This window comes from Brachybacterium netajii (SeqCode) (genome assembly GCF_054114245.1).
In genome coordinates this window covers 448,376-468,748 of sequence record NZ_JBSYXB010000001.1, presented here as the reverse complement: position 1 = coordinate 468,748, position 20,373 = coordinate 448,376, and the positions used below count along the sequence as shown (strand labels likewise).

General features: G+C 72.7%; 20 protein-coding genes. 8 read left to right on the top strand and 12 right to left on the bottom strand.

Annotated features, from left to right (window positions below; translation table 11 throughout):
• Window position 1: 1 nt before the first annotated feature.
• On the bottom strand, window positions 2-1,258 hold the full coding sequence (locus tag ACXET9_RS02090; protein ID WP_457884409.1) for a multidrug effflux MFS transporter: 1,257 nt from the start codon (window positions 1,256-1,258) through the stop codon (window positions 2-4).
• A 50-nt stretch (window positions 1,259-1,308) separates the two neighbouring features.
• Between ACXET9_RS02090 and ACXET9_RS02085 the strand changes: the two genes are divergently transcribed.
• Window positions 1,309-1,776: a MarR family winged helix-turn-helix transcriptional regulator gene (locus ACXET9_RS02085; protein WP_457884407.1), complete on the top strand. Its 468-nt coding sequence runs from the start codon at window positions 1,309-1,311 to the stop codon at window positions 1,774-1,776.
• Between the two features lie 127 nt (window positions 1,777-1,903).
• On the opposite strand, the gene ACXET9_RS02080 is transcribed toward ACXET9_RS02085, so the two are convergent.
• On the bottom strand, window positions 1,904-2,788 hold the full coding sequence (locus tag ACXET9_RS02080; protein ID WP_457884405.1) for a putative RNA methyltransferase: 885 nt from the start codon (window positions 2,786-2,788) through the stop codon (window positions 1,904-1,906).
• 30 nt (window positions 2,789-2,818) lie between these two features.
• Entirely contained in the window at window positions 2,819-3,529 is a 711-nt protein-coding gene (locus ACXET9_RS02075) for a YceI family protein (RefSeq protein WP_457884403.1), read from the bottom strand.
• Between the two features lie 329 nt (window positions 3,530-3,858).
• Here ACXET9_RS02075 and ACXET9_RS02070 point away from each other — a divergent pair, with 329 nt between their 5' ends.
• Entirely contained in the window at window positions 3,859-5,310 is a 1,452-nt protein-coding gene (locus ACXET9_RS02070) for a mycothione reductase (RefSeq protein ID WP_457884402.1), read from the top strand.
• Window positions 5,311-5,479: 169 nt separating this feature from the next.
• Here ACXET9_RS02070 and ACXET9_RS02065 read toward each other — a convergent pair whose 3' ends face one another.
• The gene (locus ACXET9_RS02065; protein ID WP_457884400.1) at window positions 5,480-7,447 is read right to left on the bottom strand and encodes an LCP family glycopolymer transferase; all 1,968 of its coding nucleotides are present in this window, start codon (window positions 7,445-7,447) and stop codon (window positions 5,480-5,482) included.
• Window positions 7,448-8,613: 1,166 nt separating this feature from the next.
• Here ACXET9_RS02065 and ACXET9_RS02060 point away from each other — a divergent pair.
• Window positions 8,614-10,074, top strand: a complete 1,461-nt coding sequence (locus tag ACXET9_RS02060) for a GuaB1 family IMP dehydrogenase-related protein (RefSeq protein ID WP_457884398.1) — start codon at window positions 8,614-8,616, stop codon at window positions 10,072-10,074.
• A gap of 36 nt (window positions 10,075-10,110) precedes the next feature.
• Window positions 10,111-11,073, top strand: coding sequence for a UDP-glucose 4-epimerase GalE (gene galE, locus ACXET9_RS02055; protein WP_457884396.1), 963 nt, complete (start codon window positions 10,111-10,113; stop codon window positions 11,071-11,073).
• 115 nt (window positions 11,074-11,188) lie between these two features.
• Here galE and ACXET9_RS02050 read toward each other — a convergent pair whose 3' ends face one another.
• From ACXET9_RS02050 to ACXET9_RS02040, 3 genes are read right to left on the bottom strand one after another with little or no spacing between them, the layout of a single operon-like run.
• Complete coding sequence (locus tag ACXET9_RS02050) at window positions 11,189-12,589, bottom strand: threonine ammonia-lyase (RefSeq protein ID WP_457884394.1); 1,401 nt, start codon at window positions 12,587-12,589, stop codon at window positions 11,189-11,191.
• Entirely contained in the window at window positions 12,586-13,191 is a 606-nt protein-coding gene (gene ispF, locus ACXET9_RS02045) for a 2-C-methyl-D-erythritol 2,4-cyclodiphosphate synthase (protein ID WP_457884392.1), read from the bottom strand. Before ispF ends, ACXET9_RS02050 begins: the two co-directional genes overlap by 4 nt.
• Window positions 13,188-13,490: a PTS sugar transporter subunit IIB gene (locus tag ACXET9_RS02040; protein WP_457884390.1), complete on the bottom strand. Its 303-nt coding sequence runs from the start codon at window positions 13,488-13,490 to the stop codon at window positions 13,188-13,190. The genes ispF and ACXET9_RS02040 overlap by 4 nt, the downstream gene beginning before the upstream one ends.
• Before the next feature lie 148 nt (window positions 13,491-13,638).
• Here ACXET9_RS02040 and ACXET9_RS02035 point away from each other — a divergent pair, with 148 nt between their 5' ends.
• Window positions 13,639-14,391, top strand: coding sequence for an IspD/TarI family cytidylyltransferase (locus ACXET9_RS02035; RefSeq protein WP_457884388.1), 753 nt, complete (start codon window positions 13,639-13,641; stop codon window positions 14,389-14,391).
• 7 nt (window positions 14,392-14,398) lie between these two features.
• On the top strand, window positions 14,399-14,710 hold the full coding sequence (locus tag ACXET9_RS02030; protein ID WP_457884386.1) for a hypothetical protein: 312 nt from the start codon (window positions 14,399-14,401) through the stop codon (window positions 14,708-14,710).
• Window positions 14,711-14,750: 40 nt separating this feature from the next.
• On the opposite strand, the gene ACXET9_RS02025 is transcribed toward ACXET9_RS02030, so the two are convergent.
• Window positions 14,751-15,563, bottom strand: coding sequence for a 2-C-methyl-D-erythritol 4-phosphate cytidylyltransferase (locus tag ACXET9_RS02025; RefSeq protein ID WP_457884384.1), 813 nt, complete (start codon window positions 15,561-15,563; stop codon window positions 14,751-14,753).
• A gap of 13 nt (window positions 15,564-15,576) precedes the next feature.
• Complete coding sequence (locus ACXET9_RS02020) at window positions 15,577-16,059, bottom strand: CarD family transcriptional regulator (protein ID WP_457884383.1); 483 nt, start codon at window positions 16,057-16,059, stop codon at window positions 15,577-15,579.
• Window positions 16,060-16,320: 261 nt separating this feature from the next.
• Between ACXET9_RS02020 and ACXET9_RS02015 the strand changes: the two genes are divergently transcribed.
• On the top strand, window positions 16,321-16,827 hold the full coding sequence (locus ACXET9_RS02015; RefSeq protein WP_457884381.1) for a hypothetical protein: 507 nt from the start codon (window positions 16,321-16,323) through the stop codon (window positions 16,825-16,827).
• A gap of 212 nt (window positions 16,828-17,039) precedes the next feature.
• On the opposite strand, the gene ACXET9_RS02010 is transcribed toward ACXET9_RS02015, so the two are convergent.
• Together ACXET9_RS02010 and ACXET9_RS02005 are read right to left on the bottom strand one after the other, a co-directional pair.
• Window positions 17,040-17,732: a response regulator gene (locus tag ACXET9_RS02010; protein WP_457884379.1), complete on the bottom strand. Its 693-nt coding sequence runs from the start codon at window positions 17,730-17,732 to the stop codon at window positions 17,040-17,042.
• Between the two features lies 1 nt (window position 17,733).
• On the bottom strand, window positions 17,734-18,927 hold the full coding sequence (locus ACXET9_RS02005) for a sensor histidine kinase (protein WP_457884378.1): 1,194 nt from the start codon (window positions 18,925-18,927) through the stop codon (window positions 17,734-17,736).
• 194 nt (window positions 18,928-19,121) lie between these two features.
• On the opposite strand from ACXET9_RS02005, the gene phoU reads away from it, so the two are divergent.
• Window positions 19,122-19,796 carry a phosphate signaling complex protein PhoU gene (gene phoU / locus ACXET9_RS02000; RefSeq protein WP_457884376.1) on the top strand — a complete coding sequence of 225 codons (675 nt, stop codon included), beginning with the start codon at window positions 19,122-19,124 and terminating at the stop codon, window positions 19,794-19,796.
• A 181-nt stretch (window positions 19,797-19,977) separates the two neighbouring features.
• Here the strand turns inward: phoU and ACXET9_RS01995 are convergent, their stop codons facing one another.
• Complete coding sequence (locus ACXET9_RS01995) at window positions 19,978-20,343, bottom strand: DUF4235 domain-containing protein (RefSeq protein WP_457884374.1); 366 nt, start codon at window positions 20,341-20,343, stop codon at window positions 19,978-19,980.
• Window positions 20,344-20,373 lie beyond the last annotated feature (30 nt).

Genomic DNA, 20,373 nt, shown 5'->3' with positions numbered 1-20,373 from the left:
CTCAGGCCGCCGAGCGGCGTCCGAGGAGCAGGAGGCTCAGCACGGCGAGCGCCGCGCAGCAGACCATGACGATCGCGAGCGGCAGGGCGGTGATCCCGCTGCCGAGGCTCACCAGCGGCGAGACCAGGGCTCCGAGCCCGAACTGGAAGGCGCCCAGGACCGCGGAGGCGGTGCCCGCCGCCTGCGGCACGGCGCCGAGGGCGAGCGCCGTCGCGTTGCCGAAGATCAGGCCCATGGAGGAGATCGCGGTGAACAGGGGAACCATCAGCCAGATCGAGGGGGCGCCCAGCAGCACGAGCGCGAGGATCGCCAGTGCGGAGATCCCGATCGCGGCGAGGCCCATCCGCAGCATGCGGTCGGGGCCGACGGTGGTGACGCGCTGGGCGGAGATCGCGCTGACGATCATGAGCGCGATCGCGTTCACCCCGAAGGCGAGGCCGTAGCCGACGGTGCTGAAGCCCATCAGGTCCTGGTAGACGAAGGGCGAGGCCGAGATGTAGGCCATCATGACCGCGAAGGCGAAGCCGAAGCACAGCGCGTGGGCGAGGTAGGCCCGGTCGCGCAGGAAGTCGAGCGCGCTGCCTGAGTCGCGGCGCGCGGCGAGCAGCTCGGCGCGGCGGGCGGGCGGCAGGGATTCGCGCACGCCCGCGACGACGGCCACGAGCATGATGGCGCTCAGCGCGAGGACGATGCCGAGCAGGCCCCGCCAGCCGATGACGCCGGTGAGCACGCCTCCCATGACGGGTGCGACGACGGGGGCGACGCCGCCGATGATCATCATCAGGCTGAAGGCGCGGGCCGCCGCGGGCCCCTGGGCGAGGTCCGAGACGATCGCGCGGGCGAGGACCATGCCGGCCGCTCCCGCGAGGCCCTGGACGAGCCGGGCGGCGATCAGGAGGCCGACGGTCGGTGCGAAGGTCGCGGCGATGCTGGCGACGACGAACAGGGCGGAGCCCACCAGGAGCGGCAGGCGGCGTCCGGTGCGGTCCGAGAGCGGTCCGAAGACGAGCTGGCCGATGGTCAGGCCCGCGAGGAAGGCCGTCAGGGTCAGCTGGACCTGCGAGGCGCCGGTGCCGAGATCGGTGGTCATCTCGGGGAACGCCGGGAGATAGAGGTCGGTCGCGAGCGGGGCGGCTGCGCTCAGGAGCCCGAGGATGGCGAGCAGTCCGATGCTGATCGGGGCGCTCGGAGGGGCGGCGGCGTCGGCGGGCGCGACGGAGGCTGCGATGGCGGAAGCGGTCGGGGGAGAGGTGCTCATGGGTGGTTATGAAAGCATAATTATCGAGGTGATGTCGATACGATGGGACGGTGATCTCCACCGGCTCCGGCACCTCCGCGTCGTCGTCCCCCGAGGACGACGACCTCCTGCTCGAGCTGGGCGAGGCGGTCGTCGACCTCGCTCGACGCCTGCAGCTCGACGCGCATGCGCTGCCCGACGTCGTCCCGCTCACGGGCACCGAGGTGATGGTCCTGCGCTACGTCGACCATCACCCGGGGACGACGCCGAGCCTCGCCGCGGAGGGGACCGGGCTCCGGCGCTCGAACCTCAGCGCCGCGCTGCGGGCGCTGACGGCCCGGGGGTTCGTGGTGCGGGAGAAGGATCCGGAGGACTCCCGGATCACGCGCCTGCGCACCACGGAGCTCGCGGGGGCGAGCCGCGACGGCATCCGGGCGCACTGGGCGGGAGTGCTCGCCGAGAGCCTCCCGCGCCTCGATGCCGAGCAGCGCGAGATCCTCCGCCGCGCCGCCGAGATCCTGCGCGCCGCCGCCGACTGATCAGCTCGCGCCGCCGGTTGTCGTCCGCCGGCTGTCGTCCGCCGGCTGTCGTCCGTCGGCCGACGGACGCTGGCTGCGGATCGATCGGTGCGTCATGCCGCCCGATGGGCGCGGTCCGCCGACCGGGTCAGAGCGGCGCATGGGCGCTGATGATCATCGCCGCGCTCACCCGCAGGCCGTCCTCGAGCGATGCGGCGAGGAGGTCGGGATCCACGTGTCGGGCGCTCGGGGTCATCGCGACGAGGTCACGGGCGCTCTGCGCGGACAGGTCCATCGTGAAGCGCAGCTCGCGGACGGCGACGGTGCGGAACAGCGGATCGAGCGCCGTGCTCAGCCGCTCCTCCTTGCGGGGGTCGACGGCGACCATCCCGGGGATCGCCGCGCGCAGCTCCGCCAGATGGTCCGCGGCCGGGCGCGCGACGAGGAGGAGGCCGCCGGGCCGCAGCACGCGGGCGAACTCGGGCGGGTTGCGCGGGGCGAACACGTCCAGCAGGACGTCGACGGAGTCGTCGCGCAGAGGGAAGGGGGCGAAGGAGTCGCCGCGCCAGACCGCCGCGCGCTCATGGGCGCGGGCGGCGAATCTCAGGGAGCGCGGCGATGTGTCGAAGCCCACTCCCGAAACGTCCCGAAAACGTCTCAGGACGTGGGACAGATAGTGGCCGGAGCCACATCCGGCGTCGAGGATCCGAGACGGAGGGGCGTCCGACGGGCGCATCGCGCGGTCGTCCGCGGGCTCCAGGACGGGTGCGGAGAGCTCCGCGAGAGCATCCGCCAGGGGGTCGTAGGACCCGGCGGAGAGGAACCGCTCGCGGGCGCGCGCCATCTCGTCATCGTCGGAGGTGACGGCGCCCCGCCCGGTCAGCAGCGAGACGTAGCCGGCGCGGGCCACGTCGAAGCTGTGCCGGGCGGGGCAGGCCAGGGAGCCGTCGGCCGGGGTGAGCGCCTGGCCGCAGGCGGGGCATCGCAGGATGTCCAGCGATGCGGCCAGCGCCGGCGGGAGCGGTCGCCCCATGGGTGCGCGCCTCTCCGTCGCGGAGAGGGCTCAGCCCTCCTGGCGGGCGGCCTGCTCGCCGTCCTGCTCGGCGGCGGAGGTGGGGACGTCGTCGATGATGTCGGCGTCGACGGACTGCTCCTCGGCCGCGGGCTGCTCCTCGACGGCAGGCTGCTCCTCGTCGGACGCGGCCTCGACGGCCTCCTCGCCCTGGTCGGAGGCCTGCAGGATCAGGGAGAGCTCGAACTCCAGCTGGATGCGGTCGCCGATCAGCAGGCCGCCGCCGGCCAGCGGAGCGTTGTAGGTGATGCCCCAGTCGCGGCGGTCCAGGCGGCGGGTCCCCTCGAAGCCGGCGCGGACGAAGCCGAAGGGATCGGTGTTGATGCCCATGAAGCGCAGCGGGATCGAGATGTTGCGGGTCTTGCCCATGATCGTGAGGTCGCCGGTGACGATGTAGCCGTTCTCGTCGACCTCCTCGAGGGAATGGGAGATGAAGGTCATCTCGGGGTGGTTCTCGACGTCGAAGAAGTCCGCGCCGCGCAGGTGCTCGTCGCGCTGGGTGTTGCGGGTGTCGATGCTGGCCATCTGGACCGTCACGGAGACCGTGGCGCCTTCGGTGCCGGCGTCGGTGAACTCCGCGATGCCTGCGATGTCGTTGAAGGCGCCGCGCACCTTCGTCACCATGGCGTGACGGGTCGCGAAGCCGATCCGGGTGTGGGTCGGGTCGATGGCCCAGGTGCCGGCGAGGGACGGTTCGGTCATGGATGTTCCTCTTCAGAAGGGACGGCAGGGTACCAGAGCGCCTGCCGCGCTGAGGGTGCGACGGCGGCATCAGGGAACTGGCGATGCCCGCCGTATTTTTGGCTCGGACCGGAACCTATCAGGTCGACGCCCCTCATGCGCGAACGGATCTACTTTCCGGTCACTGTGGACGAATCGGTCACTCTACGCGAACTCCCTGTGGCATGAGAGCGGTCTCAGGCGGGGTGCGGCAGGAGCGGCGCTCCTGCCTCGGGAACGATCGCGGCAGGCGGCGGGACGCCGTCCGGTGCACCCCGCCGGGGAACAGGTCGGAGCACTAGCCTGGAGCGGTGACCCACTATGACATCGCCCTCATCGGCTCCGGCTCCGTCAACTCGTTCCCCGGTCCGGATCTCGCAGGCCGCAGCATTGTCCAGATCGATCGCGGCGTCGGGCCGGATCGCGTCTTCGGAGGGACCTGCCTCAACCTCGGCTGCATCCCCACCAAGATGTTCGTCCGCACCGCGGATCTCGCGCTCGCGCCGTCGGAGTCCTCCCGCTTCGGCGTCGACGAGACGCTCGACGCGGTGCGCTGGCGTGATGTCAGGGACCGGATCTTCGGACGGATCGATCCGATCTCCGCGGGCGGCGAGGAGTACCGCCGTGATCATGACGACAACGCGAACCTCACCCTGCTGCGCGGCACAGCGCGCTTCACCGGCCCCCGCGCTCTCGAGGTCGACCTCGGCGACGGCCGCACCGAGGCCGTCACCGCCGACGTGATCGTGCTCGGCGCCGGCTCGCGGCCCATGATCCCCGCGATCGAGGGGCTCGCCGAGGCGGAGCCCCACACCTCCGACACGATCATGCGCGTGGACGAGCTGCCGTCCTCGCTGCTGATCCTCGGCTCCGGCGTCGTGGCGGTCGAGATGGCGCATGTGCTGTCCGCCCTCGGCGTCGACGTCACCGTGGTCGCGCGCTCGGGGCAGCTGCTGCGCCACGCCGACGTCGACGTCTCCCGGCGCCTCACGGAGATCCTCGGTGAGCGCGTGCACCTGGAGACGGAGCTGGCGACGACGTCGGTCGTCCGCACCGCCGACGGCATCGAGCTGCGCGGGCGGCGCGGACCCTCGGACGAGACCGAGGAGGTCGTGCTGCGGGCCCAGGAGATCCTGGTGGCGACCGGCCGGCGCCCCAATTCCGACCTGCTGGAGGTCGAGGTGGCGGGGATCGGCCTCGACGACGCCGGACGCGTGCGCGTCGACGCGCACCAGCGGGTGCTGAGCGCGGCGGAGGGGCACCCGGTGCTCGAGGGGATCTGGGCGCTCGGGGACCTCTCGAGCCCGGATCAGCTCAAGCATGTGGCGAACCACGAGCTGCGGATCGTCCGGCACAACGTCCTGCATCCCGAGGACCTGCGGCGCTCCGACACGATGCCGGTGCCCAACGGCGTCTTCACCCATCCGCAGGTCGCCTGGGTGGGGCTCGACGAGCAGGCCGCTCGCGCGCAGGCCGAGGCGGAGGGGCGCGAGATCGTCGTCGCGGTCCAGGAGTACGCCTCGATCGCCTACGGCTGGGCCCTGGAGGACACCACCGGCTTCGCGAAGGTCATCGTCGACGCCGAGACCACGCGGATCCTCGGTACTCACCTCATCGGCCCGGAGGCGACGACCCTCATCCAGCTGCTCATCCAGGCCATGAGCACCGGCCAGACCGCCCGCGACATCGCCCGCACCCAGTACTGGATCCATCCGGCCATGCCGGAGCTGATCGAGAACGCGCTCCTGCAGGTCTGCGACTGACGGACCGGCCGTCGGTCGCCGACGGGCCCGGTGGGCCGCCGACGGGCCCGGTGGGCCGCCGACGGGCCGGTGGGGACCCTCGGACGCGCGGAGGCCCGTCCTCCCGCCTCGCGGCGGCAGGACGGGCCTCCGTCTCCCGGCAGAGTCCCTCAGCGGAGGTCCCGGGGACTCACTGCTCCGAGGAGGGCAGGCAGGACTGCAGCGGATCGTCGTTGATGACGACCTCCTGCTCGGCGGCCGTGGACTCCTCGCCCGTGGACGGTTCGGTGGTCGCCTCCTCCGTGGGATCGTCGGTGGGCTCCTCCGTCGTCGTGGCATCGGTGCCGTCGGTCCCGTCGGCGCCGTCGGTCGTCGTCTCCCCGGAGTCGCCGGGATCGGCCGACGCCGTCGTCTCCGAGCCGTCGACCACCGAGGCGGTCTGCACGTTCTCCAGCGAGTCGTCGATCGAGGCCGCCACCCACTTCTTGAGGTAGTCCCAGTCGGCGTCGTACGACGGGGTCACCTCCTCGGTGATCGGGTACGAGTTGTAGCCGGCGCTCTTGATCTTCAGGGCGAGCTCGACGAAGGCGTCGAGGTCGCCCACCGGGATGTCGGACTCGATGTTCGCCTCGGTCGCCGACACCAGCTGCGGGAAGGCGAGCGCCAGGGTCGCCGGATCGGCCTCCTGCGTCACCACGCGCACCATGCGCTGCTGGCGGCAGATGCGGTTGAAGTCGTCGGATCCTTCGCGCGAGCGGGCGTACCAGAGGGCGTGGTAGCCGTCGAGCGTCTGCAGGCCGGGTTCGATGTACCCGGTGATCGGGTACTTCCCGCCGGTGGACTGGTTGGTGCCGCCGCCTATGGGGATCCGGCGCTCGACGTCGATCTGGACGCCGCCGATCGCGTCGACGAGGTCCTCGAAGCCCTGCAGGTTCACCATGGCGTAGTAGTCGATGTCGAGACCGAGGGTCTCCTCGACCGCCCAGGTGGTGGCCGTCAGGCCCGGGTCGTCGTCCCCGGGGAAGAGGTCCGGGCGGTCGTTCGCCCAGGTCCACACGGCGTTGATCAGGTTCTGGTTCGTCCCGAAGTAGTCGAAGCCGTCGGGGAACGCCTCGGCGGCGCTCGTGCCCTCCGGGAAGTGCACGTTCTCGAGGTTGCGGGGGATCGAGAAGAGCGCGGTGCGACCGGTCTCGGTGTCGATCGAGGCGACCATGATCGTGTCGGGCCGGGTGCCCGTGCGGTCCTCGCCGGCGTCCTGTCCCAGCAGCATGATGTTCAGCCGGCCGACGCCCGCCCAGGGATCGTCGCCGTCGGAGATGACGCTGTTGGACTCCGAGGAGCTCGCGAACACGGACTCCGAGCCCAGCAGGCCCTGCGCGGCCCACAGCGACTGCACGCCGCGGCCGAAGGGGACGGCGACGAGCAGCACCATCACCGCGGCGATGACGAAGGACGCCGTGCGACGGCTCCCGCGGAGCCGCTGCAGGGTCGCATGGGAGAGGTTCGTCAGCACGACCTGGAGCATCCACACGATGCCGACGACCGCGACGACGAGCATCAGCCCGATGATGATCGAGCGCTTCGTCAGCCATGTCACGAGCGTCATGAGCGGGTCGCCGATGATGAACCATCCGGCGATGCCGACGACGGTGAGGATCAGCGCGGCCAGCATCGCCCAGCCCAGGCCGCGCAGACGCGTGGTCAGCAGACCGGTCCCGGGCACCAGCGAGGAGGCCGCGGTCCAGAGGGCCACGATCGGGAGGGAGCCCGTGCGAGGGGGGTCGGGCCGGTCGGTGCGCAGCGGCAGCGGGGACTTCCCCGAGCCGTCGTCGACGGCGAACCCCTCGTCCGCCGCGGAGAGCGGGGAGTCGGCGATCCACCGGTTGGGGGAGGAGAAGTCGTTGTGCGGCGACCGCGGGGTGCGGACGGTCCGCGCTCCGGTGGGCGTGCGCGGCCTCTGCTCCGCCGGGGACGGGGCGGCCGACGCGGCGGCGGCCACGGCGACGTCCTCCGCCCCCGGGGGCTGCGGATCGGCGACGGTCCAGGTCCCGCGGCGCGCGGGACCGCCGGTCGTCGGAAGGCCCGACGGCTGCCGCGGCGCGGGGCGAGCCGGCGCCTCGTCGGCGACCGGAGCGTCCGCGACGGGGGCCTGCTGCATCGTCGGCTGCTCGGTGCGGGCCGCGGGACGCTGCCCGGTGAGCGGGAAGGTCGGAGTCCAGGAGTCCGTGGCGGACGACGGACCGGTCGAGGCGGCGGACCCGCTCGGGGACGGGGCCCGCTGCCCGGTCGGCGCGTCCGGTGCGGAGGGCGCGGCGGGCGCCGCGGCGGGTGCACGGCGCGCCGTCCGGCTCGTCGACGGAGGGGCGGGCTGCACCGGATCGGCCGACGGGAGGTCGGCACCCGCCTCCGGGGCCGGGCGGGCGGGGCTCGCGGGACGGCCCGCGGGGGACGCGGACGGTCCCTGGCCGACGGCGCTGCGTGCAGCAGCGGCCGCCGCGGCGGCGGCACCGGCTGCTGCGGCGGCGGCACCGGCCGCTCCGGCGCCGGACGCCGGGCGTGCGCCGCCCGGACGCGCACCGCTCGAGGGCGCGGCGCTCTCGGCCGCGGCGCCTGCGGAGATCGGGCCCGTCGGCGCGAAGGGAGAGGTGTCGCCGGCCGGCCGGGCGGCGCGCCGCCCATGGGCCCGACGCACGGGCGCGCCGGAGGCGGAGGATGCTGACGCAGGTGCAGGTGCAGGTGCAGGTGCAGGTGCAGGTGCAGGTGCAGGTGCAGGTGCAGGTGCAGGTGCAGGTGCAGAGGGCCGCGCCGCGGGGGCGGGGGCCGAGGGCTCTGCGGGGGCCGGTCGGGCGGGAGGCCGAGAGGCGGGGGCCGGAGCGGCAGGAGGCCGGGCGGCGGGAGCGTCCGCCGGGGCCGAGGGCCGACCGGCGGGCAGTGCGGTGGGGGGTGCAGCGGGTGATGCGGCGGGAGAAGCAGGGGCGGGAGAAGCAGGAGCGGGGGGCGCTGTCGGCTCTGCCGCGGGCGCGGGATCGGCTTCGGTCGATCCCAACCACGATCGCGCAGAAGTGCCGAATGCCTGGTCACGGGTCTTCTTCGCCGCCTCAGGCGTCTGCGGGCGCGCTTGAGCGCGTCGGATCGGCTCCTGGTGCCTGCCTCCCCGACGTCGTCTGCGCCACGAGGCCGAGGACGGGTCCGTCATGCGGCCATCCTAGATTCTCGTTCCTGTGCGGCCCGGCATCCTCGCGTGCGGGTCTCGTGGAGGTCGTGCGGAACGGACGAAACGCCGCTGGCAGAGCGCAGGGGAGGGCGGCGTCCTAGGGTGGGGGCATGCGTCTGATCCATACTCCGACCACCGACCTGACCTATGACGACTGCTTCTTCCTGCCCGCGAGGTCGGCGGTCACCTCCCGCTTCGACGTCGACCTCTCGAGCGACGACGGCACCGGCACGACGATCCCCCTCGTCGCGGCCAACATGACCGCGGTCTCCGGGCGCCGCATGGCCGAGACCATGGCCCGTCGCGGCGGGCTGGCCGTGCTGCCGCAGGATCTGTCCCCCGAGCGGATCGACTCGATCGTCCGCTCGATCAAGAGCCGTGACCTGCTCGTCGACCATCCGCTGACGCTGGGTCCCGAAGGCACCCTCGGCCAGGCCGCGGCGCTGCTGCCCAAGCGCGCCCACGGCATCGTCGTCGTGGTCGACGAGGCCCGTCGGCCGCTCGGTGTGGTCTCCGCCACCGAGATCGCCGGACGCGACTCCTTCTCCGCCGTCGGCGACGTCCTGAACACCGAGCATCTCGTCCTCCGCCCGTCGGACCTCGAGGCGGAGCCGGCCGTGCTCCACGCCCGCATCGCCGCCACCCATGACGATGCCGCCGTCGTCGTGGAGGCCGACGGCACGCTGCGCGGCGTCCTCACCGCCGACGGCGTGCTGCGCTCGACCATCTACCGTCCGGCCGTCGACGCGGAGGGCAGGCTGCGCACCGCGGTCGCCGTCGGCATCAACGCCGACGTCTCCGCGCGCGTCGAGGCGCTCGTCGGCTCCGGGGCCGACGTGATCGTCCTGGACACCGCCCACGGGCATCAGGACAAGATGATCGACGCCCTGCGCGCGGCCCGCGCCGTCCTCGGCGATCGCGAGGGCACGACGGTGCGCCTGGTCGCCGGGAACATCGTCACCGCCGAGGGCACCCGTGAGCTGATCGAGGCCGGAGCCGACATCGTCAAGGTCGGCGTCGGCCCGGGCGCCATGTGCACGACCCGCATGATGACCGGCGTCGGACGCCCGCAGTTCTCCGCGGTCCTCGAGTGCGCCGCCGAGGCGCGCCGGCTCGGCGGCCGCATCTGGGCCGACGGCGGGGTCCGCCACCCGCGCGACGTCGCCCTCGCGCTCGCCGCCGGCGCCTCCAACGTGATGATCGGCTCCTGGTTCGCCGGCACCTACGAGTCGCCCGGCGACATGCGCGTCGACGAGCGCGGACGCCGCTACAAGGAGAACTTCGGCATGGCCTCCAAGCGCGCCGTCTCGAACCGCACCGCTCACGAGGACGCCTTCGCGCGCGCCCGCAAGGGCCTGTTCGAGGAGGGCATCTCGACGTCCCGCATGTTCCTCGCCGAGAACGGCGGCGGCGTCGAGGACCTCCTCGACGAGATCACCGCCGGCGTGCGCTCCTCCTACACCTATGCGGGCGCCTCCTCGACCGAGGAGTTCCGCGAGCGCGCGGTGATCGGCCTGCAGGGCGCCGCGGGCTACGCCGAGGGCCGCCCGGTGTCGAGCTCCTGGAGCTGACGCGGGCCGACGCGGTCTTGCCGGTAGGCTCGGGGCATGACGACTCTCGTGATCGGTGGTGCCGGGTACATCGGGTCGCACGTTGTGCGACTCCTCGTGGAGAAGGGCGAGCGCGTGCTCGTGGTGGATGACCTCTCCACCGGTCTCCGTGAGAGGACGGAGGGCGCCGAGCTCATCGAGCTCGACGTCACGCAGTCCGATGCGGCCGAGAAGCTGGCCTTCCACCTCACCGCCTCCGGAGCGGACTCGGTCATCCACTTCGCCGCCCACAAGCAGGTCGGCGAGTCGGTCGCGAACCCGGAGATGTACTGGCACGACAACGTCGGCGGGCTCGCCAACGTGCTGTCGGCCTGCGCGACCGCGGAGATCCGCGACGTCGTGTTCTCCTCCTCCGCCGCCGTCTACGGCGTGCCCGATGTCGATCTCGTGACCGAGGATCTCGCCCCGGCGCCGATCAACCCCTACGGCGCCACGAAGTTCGTCGGCGAGTGGATGCTGGCCGACGCGGAGCGCGCCCACGGCATGCGCACCGTCGCCCTGCGCTACTTCAACGTCGCCGGCGCGGGATGGCCCGAGCTCGCGGACACCGCGGTGATGAACCTGGTGCCGATCGTGCTGGACCGTCTCGAGCAGGGCAAGGCGCCCGTCGTCTTCGGCGACGACTACGACACCCCCGACGGCACCTGCATCCGCGACTACGTGCACGTCCTCGATCTCGCGCATGCGCACATCGCGGCCCTCGACTACCTGCGCGGCGAGGATCGTCCCCACCGCGTCTTCAACGTCGGGACCGGTGAGGGCTCGAGCGTCCTCGAGGTCATCGACGCGATCGCGCGCGCCAAGGGCATCGAGATCGTCCCCGAGATCGGTCCCCGCCGCGCCGGCGACCCGGCGCGCCTGATCTGCTCGGGCGACCGCATCGCCGAGACCCTCGGCTGGAAGTCCGAGCACGGCCTGGACGACATCGTCCGCTCCGCCGTCGAGGCCCGTCAGGCCTGATCCTCCTGATCCTCGCGAGGGATCCCCGCGCAGGGCGTCCCTCGCACGACGCACGACCCGAGGGGGCCGCCGGCGATCCGCCGGCGGCCCCCTCCTCGTCCCTGCGGATGCCGTCTCAGGTGAGGTAGCGGTACATCGGATCCTCGGGATCGATCCGCTCGATCTCCATGTTGGACGCGGCCATGCGGGCCATCAGCGGCTCGAAGTCCTCGCGGCGGCCGATCTCGAGGCCGACGAGCGCCGGACCCGATTCGCGGTTGTTGCGCTTGATGTAGTCGAACAGGACGATGTCGTCGTCGGGGCCGAGCACCTTGCCGAGGAACTCCCGCAGCGCGCCCGGCTCCTGCGGGAAGGTCACGAGGAAGTAGTGCTTGAGGCCCTCGTGCACGAGCGAGCGCTCGACGATCTCGTTGTAGCGCGAGACGTCGTTGTTGCCGCCGGAGATCACGATGATCACGTCGCCGTCGGAGTCGAGGGTGGCGTCGTCCTCAGCGCTGTCGCCGGCGGGGCCGGCGCCCGCGCCGTCGTACGTCGGAGCGGGACCCGCCGTGGAGCCCGGCTCGCCCGCCGGACGCAGGGGGCCGAGGACCCCGGTCGCGACGGCCGTCGCGGCCAGCGCCCCGGCGGGCTCGGCGATGATGCCGTCCACCTGGTAGAGCTCCAGCATCTCGGTGCAGACCGCGCCCTCGTCGACCGCGACGAGCTCCGGCGCCATGGCCTGGACCATCCGCAGCGGCGCCGCGCCCACGCGGCGCACGGCGGCGCCGTCGACGAAGCGATCCAGCTCGTTGAGCGTCACGGGGCGTCCCGCGCGCATCGCCGCCGCCATCGACACCGCCCCCGCGGGCTCGACGCCGACGATCCGCACCGACGGGGTGCGCTCGCGCAGCCAGGCGCCGCAGCCGCCCAGCAGGCCGCCTCCGCCGACGGGCAGCACGACCGTGGCGGGCTCGCGCCCGTGCTCGGTGCGGAGCTGCTCGACGGCCTCGAGCGCGACCGTCCCCTGGCCGGCCATGATGAGGGGGTGGTCGAAGGGCGGCACCGGCGTTGCGCCGGTGCGCTCGGCGTCGTCGGCCGCGGCCTCGGCGGCGTCGTCGAAGGTGTCGCCGACCAGGACGAGCTCGACGTCGTCCCCGCCGATCGCGACGATGCGGTCGCGCTTCTGGCGCGGGGTCGTGCCGGGCACGTAGATGCGGCCGCGGATGCCGAGGTCCCGGCAGGCGCGGGCGACGCCCTGCGCGTGGTTGCCGGCGCTCGCGGCGACGACCCCGGCCTCGCGGGCCGCATCGTCGAGCGAGGCGAGGAACAGGTAGGCGCCGCGCAGCTTGTACGAGCGCACGGACTGCAGGTCCTCGCGCTTGAGCCAGACGGGGACGCCGGCGATCTCGCTCAGCCGCTCGCTGCGCTGCAGCGGGGTGCGTCGCAGCACCGGGGCGAGCCGCTCGGCGGCCGCCTCGACGTCCTCGGCGGTCAGCGGCAGCGCGGAGGCCGACGGCGCCTGCTCGGTCGTGCTCATGCGGTCTCCTCCTGAGGGGTCGTGGCGGTCGTCGGGACGACGAGCGCGGTGGCGATCGCGGCCACGCCCTCGCCGCGGCCGGTCAGACCGAGACGGTCGGTGGTGGTGCCGGAGACGGCGACCGGTGCGCCGGCGGCCGCGCTGAGCACGGCGCAGGCCTCGTCGCGCCGGGCGGAGAGCCGGGGACGGTTGCCGATCACCTGGACCGACACGTTCCCGACCGCGAAGCCGGCGGCGCGCACGAGCCGCGCGGCCTCCGCCAGGAGCGTCGGCCCCGAGGCGCCGGCCCACTCCGGGCGGTCGGTGCCGAAATGGGTGCCGAGGTCCCCGATCCCCGCGGCGGAGAAGAGCGCGTCGCAGGCGGCATGGCAGGCGGCATCGCCGTCCGAATGACCGGCGAGGCCCTGCTCGCCCTCCCAGGCGAGCCCGGCGAGGAACATCGGACGCGGGGACTCCGCCGGGGCGAAGGCGTGCACGTCCACCCCGGTCCCGACCCGGGGCAGCGGCGGCACGGGGGACGCCGACGACGGCGACGACGGCGATGGCTGCGACGACGGCGACGGGGCGGCGGGCGCCGTCCGGGGAGCGCGGTCGGCGGTCATCGGTCCGCCGTCCGTCCATCGAGCCGCGCGATGACGCGGTCGATGTCGGCGTAGGTCACCTGGGGGCTCGTGCCCAGCAGCAGCGGCATGCCCGAGACCTGCGGGATGCCCAGGGCGTCGGGGAGGTCCACGGTGCTCACCACGAGGTCGGCGGTGAACTGGGGCGAGAGCAGATCCATCACGGTCGCCTGCACGACCGCCGCCTCCCGCCCCTGAGCGGCGAGATGGCCGCGCACCTGATCCGCGATGAGCGCGGAGGTCGCGATCCCGGCACCGCACACGATGGCGATGGTGAGCATGGGCAGGGTCTCCTGACAGGATCGACGGCGGGGCGCACGGCGCGGGCGCCCGGGAGGCCCGGACGCACGGAAACACCGGCGGGGGACGATTCTCCCATGTGAGCGGCCACGTGGCCATGGCATCCCGCCGGGCGTCTACGATGCCCGGGTGAGCCAGTCCCGACTTCGCCGAGCCCCCCGTCTGCGCGGGAGCGCTGCGGGCATCGTCCTCGCCGGGGGATCCGGCACCCGCGTCGGCGCCGACATCAACAAGGCCTTCCTGCCGCTCGCGGGGCGCAGCATCGCCAGCTGGGGCCTGAACACATTGGCCTCGGTCGACGGCGTGGGCCTGCTGGTGTTCGTCGTCCGCCCCGAGGACCGCGAGCACGCGCGCTTCGTCGCGACCCGCGAGACCGACCATCCGCTGGAGATCATCACCGGCGGCGACACCCGCCAGGAGTCGGAGCTGCTGGCCCTGCGGCATCTCGCCGACCGCATCGACTCCGGGGCCGTCGACACGGTCCTGATCCACGATGCCGCCCGCCCGCTGGTCTCGCACGGCCTCGTCGCCGCGGTCCTGCACACCGCCCGGGAGGTCGGGGGAGCGGTGCCGGGGATCCCCGCCTCCGCGATCGCCCCCGTGGGATCGGAGGAGACGCTCGCGACCGGCGCGTTCCGCCCCGACACGCTGCTGCGGGTGCAGACCCCGCAGGGCTTCCGGGCGGCGCCGATGCTCGACGCCTACGAGCAGGCCGCCCGCGACGGCTTCGTGGGCACCGACACCGCCTCCTGCGCGGAGGAGTACACGGACATCCCGGTCGCCTGGGTCCGCGGCGAGGAGACCAACTTCAAGATCACCTATGCGCAGGACCTCCTGCTGGCACAGGACGTGGTCACGGCACTAGGTTTGAGGTCCGGGTGAGGAGGAGATGATGGCCGTCGAGGAGAGCTTCCTGCGCTGCACAGCATGCGACAGGGAGGCCGAGCACGTCGTCGTGTACGCGGGACGGTTCGTCTCGGAGATCCAGTGCACGGGCTGCGGCGCCGTGACGCGCCTCGACGTCAGCGAGGACTACCTCCCCGACCTCAAGCAGCGGATCTCCAGCAAGCCCGGGCGCCTCATGCGCCGCTTCCGCGCCGATCCCGGCGAGCTCGCGACCAGCCTGCCGGTGCGCACGCTCTCGAAGCCCAAGCGCATGGCCGAGGAGTTCCGCGCGGTCTGGCGCAGCCGCCGCGGCTGAGGTCGGCGCCCTCGTCCTCGTCCTCGCCCGCTCCCTCGCCTCAGGAGCGGCGCGAGAGGCCCTGCCGCTGCGAGGTGTCGCGGGCCAGGCCGAGCGCGATCTGCGCCTGCCAGAGGCTGAGACGGTCCACGACCGCGAACCCGGAATGGGAGCCCTGGACCGTGCGCACGCGGGCGCCGGCGGCGAGGGCGGCCAGGATCTCGTCATCGGCCTCCGCGGGGGCCGCGGTCCCGGAGCCCGCCGGGTCCGGCGCCGCCTCCCGGACCGACGACGGTGCTCCGGCGAGCAGGAGCTCGCGGCGGATCAGGCGCGGGCACTGCAGGCCCGCGAGGGTCGAGCGGTCGACGTTGCGCAGACCTCCGGGGAGGATCTGCTTGACCGAGTCGGTCACGTCGATCGCCGGCAGGACGGCGTCGACCCGCTCGGCGCCCGCACGACCATCGGTGCTGCGGAGGATCTCGGCGTGCTCGGCGAGCACCTCCTGGATCACGCGCAGCGGAGTGAGGGCGCGCTCGGCGTCGTGCACGAGCAGCCAGGGGGAGTCGGTCGCCGCGGCCGCCGCGGCGAGCACAGCGCGCCGTGAGCCGGGCGCGGAGACCACGGGCAGGCGATCGCCCACGGCCGACCGCAGCGCGGCGGCGCTGGCCTCCGCAACGGCGAGGATCGGCTCGGCCAGCCCCGCCTCGGCGAGGGTGCCGAGCAGACGGTCCAGCAGCGTGGCGCCGCCGAGCCGCGTGAGCGCCGGCAGCTCGGGATCGCGGGAGCCGCCCGTCGTGGCGATCACCAGGACGAGGGGGCGGATCAGCGGACGGCCGCCCTCGGTGAGGGCGGCCGTCGCGGCGATATCGATCATGGGAGGGAGCTCCTCAGGAGGCGAGGACCTCGTCGAGGATGGACTCGGCATTGGCCTCGTCGGTCTTCTCCGCGAGCGCGAGCTCCGAGACGAGGATCTGGCGAGCCTTGGCCAGCATGCGCTTCTCACCCGCGGAGAGACCGCGGTCCTGGTCGCGGCGCCAGAGGTCGCGGACGACCTCGGCGACCTTCTTGACATCGCCGGAGGCGAGCTTCTCGACGTTCGCCTTGTACCGGCGCGACCAGTTGGTCGGCTCCTCGGTGTAGGGCAGGCGGAGGACCTCGAAGACCTCGGCGAGGCCTTCCTTGTCGACCACGTCGCGAACGCCGACCAGGTCGACGTTGTCAGCGGGCACCTCGATGGTCAGATCGCCCTGGGCGACCTTCAGCTTGAGGTAGGTGCGATCCTCGCCCTTGATGGTTCGGGTCTTCACCTCTTCGATGAGCGCAGCACCGTGGTGCGGGTAGACGACGGTCTCGCCGACGGCAAAATTCATGTGGCTTGTCCCCTTTCCGCGGACCAGTCTATCACCGGTCCGCTGTGCTACGATTCGCGGTTTTTCGTCGTGAGCGGCCGCGACGGGTTCTCCGGCCGGTTCGGACGCCGGAGCGGAGGGCGCCGCGGAGCCGGCGGTCGTGACGTGATCCTCGGGACTCGCATCGGACGCGGGGGAGCTGACGCCCTGTCGTGAGGTAGTCTTTCAGCGCTGTCCCGCCCCATGTCCCGCGCCCGCCGCGGGATCGAACAGGAGTACTCCGTGCGTCGTCCTCGCCGTCTCGCGCTCTCCGTCGCCGCCCTCGGGCTCGCTATCGCGGCGACCGGATGCACCTACGCCAACCCGGTCCAGACTCACGTGTTCTACCAGGCCGCCGACGGCACGAACGCCAACCTGATCGCCGAGGGGGAGGAGTCCCCGAGCGTCGGGATGCGCAATGCGATCGTCGTCGTCGCCGACGACGGCTCCGCCGAGCTGCTCGGCTCCGTCGTGAACTACACCGACGAGACCGCGACCGTGTCCCTCGAGGGCCTCGACGAGGGCTCCCAGGTCTTCTCCGTCGCCGTCTCCGTCCCTGCGGGCGATGCCGTCTCGCTGGGCTCCGGCGAGGGCCAGCAGGCCGTCGCGGTCACCGGCCTGACCGCCGAGCCGGGCGACATCATCGAGCTGGACGTGTCCGCCGGCGATCTCTCCACCGAGATCTCGCTGCCGATCACGGACACCTCGGCCAAGTACTACCAGGACGCCGAGGCCGGCACCGAGGGCTGACGCCCGCACGGCCGCTGCGCGCCCGCGCGCAGGCATCCCCCCACGACAGCGGGGCCGGGACATCGTCCCGGCCCCGCTGTCGTCGTCCGTCCATCGGCGCTGTCATCGTCCGTCGGCCGTCACGGCATCGTCCGCCCGTCGGCCGTCACGGTCGTCGGCCGCCGACGGGCCCCGAGCCTCCGGTCGCCCGGAGGCTCGGCCCGACGTGCCGGTCAGGAGTCCCCGGACTCGAACTTGTAGCCCAGACCGCGCACCGTCACCAGATGGACGGGGGACTTGGGGTCGTCCTCGATCTTCGCGCGCAGGCGCTTGACGTGGACGTCGAGGGTCTTGGTGTCGCCGACGTAGTTGGCGCCCCAGACGCGGTCGATCAGCTGGCCGCGCGTGAGCACGCGGTCGACGTTGCGCAGCAGCATCTCCAGGAGCTCGAACTCCTTCAGGGGCAGCTGCACCTCCTCGCCGTGCACGCGCACCACATGGCGCTCGACGTCCATCGTGATGTGCGCGGTGGAGAGGGTGGTGGACTCCTCGACGTCGGCCGAGTCCTGACCGCGGCGCAGGACGGCCTTGATGCGGGCGAGGAGCTCGCGCGAGGAGTACGGCTTGGTGACGTAGTCGTCGGCGCCGAGCTCGAGGCCCAGGACCTTGTCGAACTCGTCGTCCTTCGCGGTCAGCATGATGACCGGGACGGAGGAGGTGCGGCGGATCTCCCGGCACACCTCCGTGCCGCTCATGCCCGGCAGCATCAGGTCCAGCAGCACCAGGTCGGCGCCGTGGGCGGTGAAGATCCGCAGTCCGTCGACGCCGTTGTCCGCCACGGCGACCTCGTACCCCTCCTTGCGCAGGGAGTAGGACAGCGGGTCGGAGAAGGACTCCTCGTCCTCCACGATCAGGATGCGGGTCATCTCAGTTTCCCTTTCTCGACGCCTCGGCGCCGCTGACGGTGACCGTGCTCGTGCGTCCCATCTCGGGGATGCGCAGCGTGAAGGTCGAGCCCTGGCCGGGCAGGGACCAGGCCGTGACCTCGCCTCCGTGGTCGGTCGCGATGTGCTTGACGATCGCGAGCCCGAGACCGGTGCCCCCGGTCTCGCGCGAGCGGGCGCGGTCCACACGGAAGAACCGCTCGAAGACCCGCTCCAGGTCCTCCTTGGAGATCCCGATGCCCTGGTCCTTGACGGAGAGCTCGATCATGCCGTTGTCGCGGCGCACGGAGATCCCGACGCGGGTGTCGGCCTCGGAGTAGCTGATGGCGTTCGCGACGAGGTTCGAGAGCGCCGTGACCAGCATCGTACGGGACCCGAACACGCGCAGCCCCTCGGCGCCGCCGGTCGCGAGCTCGATGCGCCGCCCCAGGGCGACGTTGCGGTTCTGGCGGACCGCCTCCTCGACGACCTCGTCGATCTCGACGGGCTCCGCATCCGGGAGGGCGGAGGTGCCCTGGACGCGGGAGAGCTCGATGATCTCCTGGACCAGATGCGAGAGGCGCTGGGACTCGGTCTGCATGCGCTCGGCGAAGCGGCGCACCGCGGCCGGGTCCTCGGCCGCGTCCTCCATGGTCTCGGCCAGCAGGATGATCGCGCCGACGGGCGTCTTCAGCTCGTGCGAGACGTTCGCGACGAAGTCGCGGCGCGTCTCCTCCACGCGCACAGCGCGCGTGAGGTCGTCCGCGAGCAGGAGCACGCCGGTCTCGCCGAGGGCGCCGATGCGCACGTCGATGACGGCATCGGTGTCGGAGTCGGACTGGGTGGAGCGGCGCAGCGTCAGCCGCTCGTCGCGGTAGCCGCCGTTGCGTCCGACGTCGGCCGCGAGCTCCATGAGCGCGCCGCTCGCCAGCCGCGGGTAGTCGTTCCCGGTCGCGCGCACGATGCCGTACGAGTACGCGAGGGGAGAGGCCCGCAGGACGTCCCCGGCCGCGTCGAGGACGACATAGGCCGAGGAGAGGATCGAGAGGACCTCCGCCGCCGGCTCCGGCACCACCGAGACGGGCGCCTCGGGGGCGCTCGGGCGGCGGCCTTCGGACCGCGTCATGACGAGCGTGGCGGCGCAGCCGATCACGAGGCCGATGACACCGGCGAGAAGGAGGAGCACAGACAGGGGCACGGGGATAGCCTAGGCCGAGCGACGACCCGGCTCAGCACCGGCGGGCCGGTCATAGCAGGGCGGGGCGCAGGAGTTCATCGGGACTGCACCAGGAGTTCACCGAGGAACCGACGGCGTTCACCCGTTCTTGCCAGACTCGGGCGGCGGGGATCCCCGACCCGGATCCCGCACCTCTCAGACCAAGGAGCATGCACATGCGCGAGGCGTACCAGAGCGACCTTCGGCATCTCGTCGACGACCTCGTCGACATGGCGGACATGGTGGGCACCGCCCTGGAGGACGCCACCGTGGCCCTCCTCGACGGAGACCTGGGACTGGCCGAGCGAGTCATCGCGGCCGACGTCCACATCGATCAGCGCCAGACCGACCTCGACGTCAAGATCGTCGAGCTGCTGGCGCGGCAGAACCCCGTCGCCACCGACCTCCGCCTCCTGGTCGCCTCCCTGCGCATGAGCTCCTCGCTCGAGCGCATGGGCGACCTCTGCACCCACATCGCGCTCATCGCGCGCCGCACCCACCCCGAGCCCGCCGTCCCCGAGGCGCACCGCGAGCAGATCCGTCGGATGGCGACCGTCGCCGAGGCCGCCCTCAAGGACGCCTCCGAGGTCATCACCGAGCGCGACCTCGCGCTCGCGGCGCAGGTCGAGAAGAACGACGACGAGCTCGACGCGCTGCTGCTGGAGATCTCCCGCGAGATCGGCCGCAGCGAAGGCTACTCCAACACCCAGGTCATCGACATGACCCTGCTGATCCGCTTCTACGAGCGCCTGGGCGACCACGCGGTCTCCCTCGTGCGCCGCATCGGATTCCTCGTCACCGGCGACGCCCTGGACACCCTGCACCCGGGCACCGACGTCCCGGAGTTCTGAGCCGCGGGTCCGGGTTCCGAGGCATGTCCTCGGGGCCCGGCTCCGGCATCGGGACCGCCGAGCGCGGACACGGCAGCGCCCGCTCTCCCTCGAGGGAGAGCGGGCGCTGCCGTCGTCTGCGAGCCCGTCCTGCGGGCCTGCGGGGTGCGGGCGCGGCGCGCGCCCGTCCTACGGGCCCTGGTCAGCCGCGGTTGGCGCGGGGGCGGCGGGAGATCAGGGCCTCCGTGCCTCGGGTCGCCCCGCGCTGCGCCGCCTGGCGCACGGCCTGCAGGACCACGCCCGACAGGATCGTCCAGAGGGCGACCTTCCAGGCGGCCTGGTTCTGCATCGGATCGGTGATGCGGGCGATCTCGTCCTTGCCGAGACCGGCCTTCTTCGCCTGCTTGCGCTGCTTGGCCGTGGCCTTCGCCGAGGCCTTCTGTGCCTTGGCGGTGGGGGCGTCCTCTCCGAAGACGGCGCCCCAGCCGGCGGTCGCGGCCTTCCGGCCGAGCGTGCCGACGGCGACCCCGACGATCGGGACGATGATCTTGACGAGCGGGTTGGCCATGAGAACCTCCGGTCGAGGGGCTGACGAGGG